Raw genomic sequence first — 5,122 nt, 5'->3', positions numbered from 1 at the left:
TGGCCTCGCTTCAGCAAATTGGGTATGTGACAGCTGTCGGTGTTTTGTGAAATCTCGAACTTTCGGTTCATTGCGTCTTCACACACCGCAATCTGGCCTTTCGACGCAAATTGCTTGGGTGTTATATGGTCAAGCCTCACGGGCAATTAGTATTGGTTAGCTCAACGCCTCACAGCGCTTACACACCCAACCTATCAACGTCGTAGTCTTCGACGGCCCTTCAGGGGACTCAAGGTCCCAGTGAGATCTCATCTTGAGGCTAGTTTCCCGCTTAGATGCTTTCAGCGGTTATCTATTCCGAACATAGCTACCCGGCAATGCCACTGGCGTGACAACCGGAACACCAGAGGTTCGTCCACTCCGGTCCTCTCGTACTAGGAGCAGCCCCTCTCAAATCTCAAACGTCCACGGCAGATAGGGACCGAACTGTCTCACGACGTTCTAAACCCAGCTCGCGTACCACTTTAAATGGCGAACAGCCATACCCTTGGGACCGGCTTCAGCCCCAGGATGTGATGAGCCGACATCGAGGTGCCAAACACCGCCGTCGATATGAACTCTTGGGCGGTATCAGCCTGTTATCCCCGGAGTACCTTTTATCCGTTGAGCGATGGCCCTTCCATACAGAACCACCGGATCACTAAGACCTACTTTCGTACCTGCTCGACGTGTCTGTCTCGCAGTCAAGCGCGCTTTTGCCTTTATACTCTACGACCGATTTCCGACCGGTCTGAGCGCACCTTCGTACTCCTCCGTTACTCTTTAGGAGGAGACCGCCCCAGTCAAACTACCCACCATACACTGTCCTCGATCCGGATAACGGACCTGAGTTAGAACCTCAAAGTTGCCAGGGTGGTATTTCAAGGATGGCTCCACGCAGACTGGCGTCCACGCTTCAAAGCCTCCCACCTATCCTACACAAGCAAATTCAAAGTCCAGTGCAAAGCTATAGTAAAGGTTCACGGGGTCTTTCCGTCTAGCCGCGGATACACTGCATCTTCACAGCGATTTCAATTTCACTGAGTCTCGGGTGGAGACAGCGCCGCCATCGTTACGCCATTCGTGCAGGTCGGAACTTACCCGACAAGGAATTTCGCTACCTTAGGACCGTTATAGTTACGGCCGCCGTTTACCGGGGCTTCGATCAAGAGCTTCGCGTTAGCTAACCCCATCAATTAACCTTCCGGCACCGGGCAGGCGTCACACCCTATACGTCCACTTTCGTGTTTGCAGAGTGCTGTGTTTTTAATAAACAGTCGCAGCGGCCTGGTATCTTCGACCGGCATGAGCTTACGGAGCAAGTCCTTCACCCTCACCGGCGCACCTTCTCCCGAAGTTACGGTGCCATTTTGCCTAGTTCCTTCACCCGAGTTCTCTCAAGCGCCTTGGTATTCTCTACCCAACCACCTGTGTCGGTTTGGGGTACGGTTCCTGGTTACCTGAAGCTTAGAAGCTTTTCTTGGAAGCATGGCATCAACCACTTCGTTACCTAAAAGGTAACTCGTCATCAGCTCTCGGCCTTAAGATCCCGGATTTACCTAAGATCTCAGCCTACCACCTTAAACTTGGACAACCAACGCCAAGCTGGCCTAGCCTTCTCCGTCCCTCCATCGCAATAACCAGAAGTACAGGAATATTAACCTGTTTTCCATCGACTACGCTTTTCAGCCTCGCCTTAGGGACCGACTAACCCTGCGTCGATTAACGTTGCGCAGGAAACCTTGGTCTTTCGGCGTGGGTGTTTTTCACACCCATTATCGTTACTCATGTCAGCATTCGCACTTCTGATACCTCCAGCAAGCTTCTCAACTCACCTTCACAGGCTTACAGAACGCTCCTCTACCGCATCACTTACGTGATACCCGTAGCTTCGGTGTATGGTTTGAGCCCCGTTACATCTTCCGCGCAGGCCGACTCGACTAGTGAGCTATTACGCTTTCTTTAAAGGGTGGCTGCTTCTAAGCCAACCTCCTAGCTGTCTAAGCCTTCCCACATCGTTTCCCACTTAACCATAACTTTGGGACCTTAGCTGACGGTCTGGGTTGTTTCCCTTTTCACGACGGACGTTAGCACCCGCCGTGTGTCTCCCATGCTCGGCACTTGTAGGTATTCGGAGTTTGCATCGGTTTGGTAAGTCGGGATGACCCCCTAGCCGAAACAGTGCTCTACCCCCTACAGTGATACATGAGGCGCTACCTAAATAGCTTTCGAGGAGAACCAGCTATCTCCGAGCTTGATTAGCCTTTCACTCCGATCCACAGGTCATCCGCTAACTTTTCAACGGTAGTCGGTTCGGTCCTCCAGTTAGTGTTACCCAACCTTCAACCTGCCCATGGATAGATCGCCCGGTTTCGGGTCTATTCCCAGCGACTAGACGCCCTATTAAGACTCGCTTTCGCTACGCCTCCCCTATTCGGTTAAGCTCGCCACTGAAAATAAGTCGCTGACCCATTATACAAAAGGTACGCAGTCACCCAACAAAGTGGGCTCCCACTGCTTGTACGCATACGGTTTCAGGATCTATTTCACTCCCCTCTCCGGGGTTCTTTTCGCCTTTCCCTCACGGTACTAGTTCACTATCGGTCAGTCAGTAGTATTTAGCCTTGGAGGATGGTCCCCCCATATTCAGACAAAGTTTCTCGTGCTCCGTCCTACTCGATTTCATGACTAAGAGATTTTCGCGTACAGGGCTATCACCCACTATGGCCGCACTTTCCAGAGCGTTCCGCTAATCTCAAAGCCACTTAAGGGCTAGTCCCCGTTCGCTCGCCACTACTAAGGGAATCTCGGTTGATTTCTTTTCCTCAGGGTACTTAGATGTTTCAGTTCCCCTGGTTCGCCTCTTGCACCTATGTATTCAGTACAAGATAACCATCTTATGATGGTTGGGTTCCCCCATTCAGACATCTCCGGATCAAAGTCTGTTTGCCGACTCCCCGAAGCTTTTCGCAGGCTACCACGTCTTTCATCGCCTCTGACTGCCAAGGCATCCACCGTATGCGCTTCTTCACTTGACCATATAACCCCAAGCAATCTGGTTATACTGTGAAGACGACATTCGCCGAAAATTCGATCATACTCAATTAAGAGCCACTCACAAATTTTACCTTAGCCTGATCCGTTACCAGTGAAAGTAACGTTCAGTCTATCTTTCTATCACATACCCAAATTTTTAAAGAACGATCTAATCAAAGACTAGAAATCAACATTCACCATCATACTGATGGAATGCTCATTTCTAAGCTTTCATAACGCAGAAGCAGTAGTGGTGGAGCCAAACGGGATCGAACCGTTGACCTCCTGCGTGCAAGGCAGGCGCTCTCCCAGCTGAGCTATGGCCCCGTATTTCTACAGGCGTTTCCCACACAAAATTGGTGGGTCTGGGCAGATTCGAACTGCCGACCTCACCCTTATCAGGGGTGCGCTCTAACCAACTGAGCTACAGACCCAATTTCGGGCTGCTTCTTATCGTCTTCTTCAATGAATCAAGCAATTCGTGTGGGAACTTATGGAGCAGCTGATGTCGTCGATTAAGGAGGTGATCCAGCCGCAGGTTCCCCTACGGCTACCTTGTTACGACTTCACCCCAGTCATGAATCACACCGTGGTAACCGTCCTCCCGAAGGTTAGACTAGCTACTTCTGGTGCAACCCACTCCCATGGTGTGACGGGCGGTGTGTACAAGGCCCGGGAACGTATTCACCGCGACATTCTGATTCGCGATTACTAGCGATTCCGACTTCACGCAGTCGAGTTGCAGACTGCGATCCGGACTACGATCGGTTTTATGGGATTAGCTCCACCTCGCGGCTTGGCAACCCTCTGTACCGACCATTGTAGCACGTGTGTAGCCCAGGCCGTAAGGGCCATGATGACTTGACGTCATCCCCACCTTCCTCCGGTTTGTCACCGGCAGTCTCCTTAGAGTGCCCACCATAACGTGCTGGTAACTAAGGACAAGGGTTGCGCTCGTTACGGGACTTAACCCAACATCTCACGACACGAGCTGACGACAGCCATGCAGCACCTGTCTCAATGTTCCCGAAGGCACCAATCCATCTCTGGAAAGTTCATTGGATGTCAAGGCCTGGTAAGGTTCTTCGCGTTGCTTCGAATTAAACCACATGCTCCACCGCTTGTGCGGGCCCCCGTCAATTCATTTGAGTTTTAACCTTGCGGCCGTACTCCCCAGGCGGTCAACTTAATGCGTTAGCTGCGCCACTAAGAGCTCAAGGCTCCCAACGGCTAGTTGACATCGTTTACGGCGTGGACTACCAGGGTATCTAATCCTGTTTGCTCCCCACGCTTTCGCACCTCAGTGTCAGTATCAGTCCAGGTGGTCGCCTTCGCCACTGGTGTTCCTTCCTATATCTACGCATTTCACCGCTACACAGGAAATTCCACCACCCTCTACCATACTCTAGTCAGTCAGTTTTGAATGCAGTTCCCAGGTTGAGCCCGGGGATTTCACATCCAACTTAACAAACCACCTACGCGCGCTTTACGCCCAGTAATTCCGATTAACGCTTGCACCCTCTGTATTACCGCGGCTGCTGGCACAGAGTTAGCCGGTGCTTATTCTGTCGGTAACGTCAAAACCATCACGTATTAGGTAATGGCCCTTCCTCCCAACTTAAAGTGCTTTACAATCCGAAGACCTTCTTCACACACGCGGCATGGCTGGATCAGGCTTTCGCCCATTGTCCAATATTCCCCACTGCTGCCTCCCGTAGGAGTCTGGACCGTGTCTCAGTTCCAGTGTGACTGATCATCCTCTCAGACCAGTTACGGATCGTCGCCTTGGTGAGCCATTACCCCACCAACTAGCTAATCCGACCTAGGCTCATCTGATAGCGCAAGGCCCGAAGGTCCCCTGCTTTCTCCCGTAGGACGTATGCGGTATTAGCGTCCGTTTCCGAACGTTATCCCCCACTACCAGGCAGATTCCTAGGCATTACTCACCCGTCCGCCGCTCTCAAGAGAAGCAAGCTTCTCTCTACCGCTCGACTTGCATGTGTTAGGCCTGCCGCCAGCGTTCAATCTGAGCCATGATCAAACTCTTCAGTTCAAACATCTTTGGGTTTTTAAGAAACCCTAAACTTGGCTCAGCAATCGTTGGTTA

At 51.6% G+C, this 5,122-nt stretch carries 2 tRNA genes and 2 rRNA genes; all 4 read right to left on the bottom strand.

Features of this window, described 5'->3' with window-relative positions:
* Nucleotides 1-125 precede the first annotated feature (125 nt).
* Nucleotides 126-3,017, bottom strand: a 23S ribosomal RNA gene (locus AC07OT_RS30920).
* 249 nt (nt 3,018-3,266) lie between these two features.
* Nucleotides 3,267-3,342 (bottom strand) — tRNA-Ala (locus AC07OT_RS30915).
* A 30-nt stretch (nt 3,343-3,372) separates the two neighbouring features.
* Nucleotides 3,373-3,449: transfer RNA gene (locus tag AC07OT_RS30910), tRNA-Ile, on the bottom strand.
* A gap of 82 nt (nt 3,450-3,531) precedes the next feature.
* Nucleotides 3,532-5,068, bottom strand: a 16S ribosomal RNA gene (locus AC07OT_RS30905).
* The 16S and 23S rRNA genes sit together here with 2 tRNA genes alongside, the layout of an rRNA operon.
* Between the last annotated feature and the right edge of the window lie 54 nt (nt 5,069-5,122).

Source organism: Pseudomonas sp. GW821-FHT09C10 (assembly GCF_059418085.1).
The sequence above is the reverse complement of the archived record's forward strand: the minus strand, read 5'-3'. Positions and strand labels throughout refer to the sequence as shown.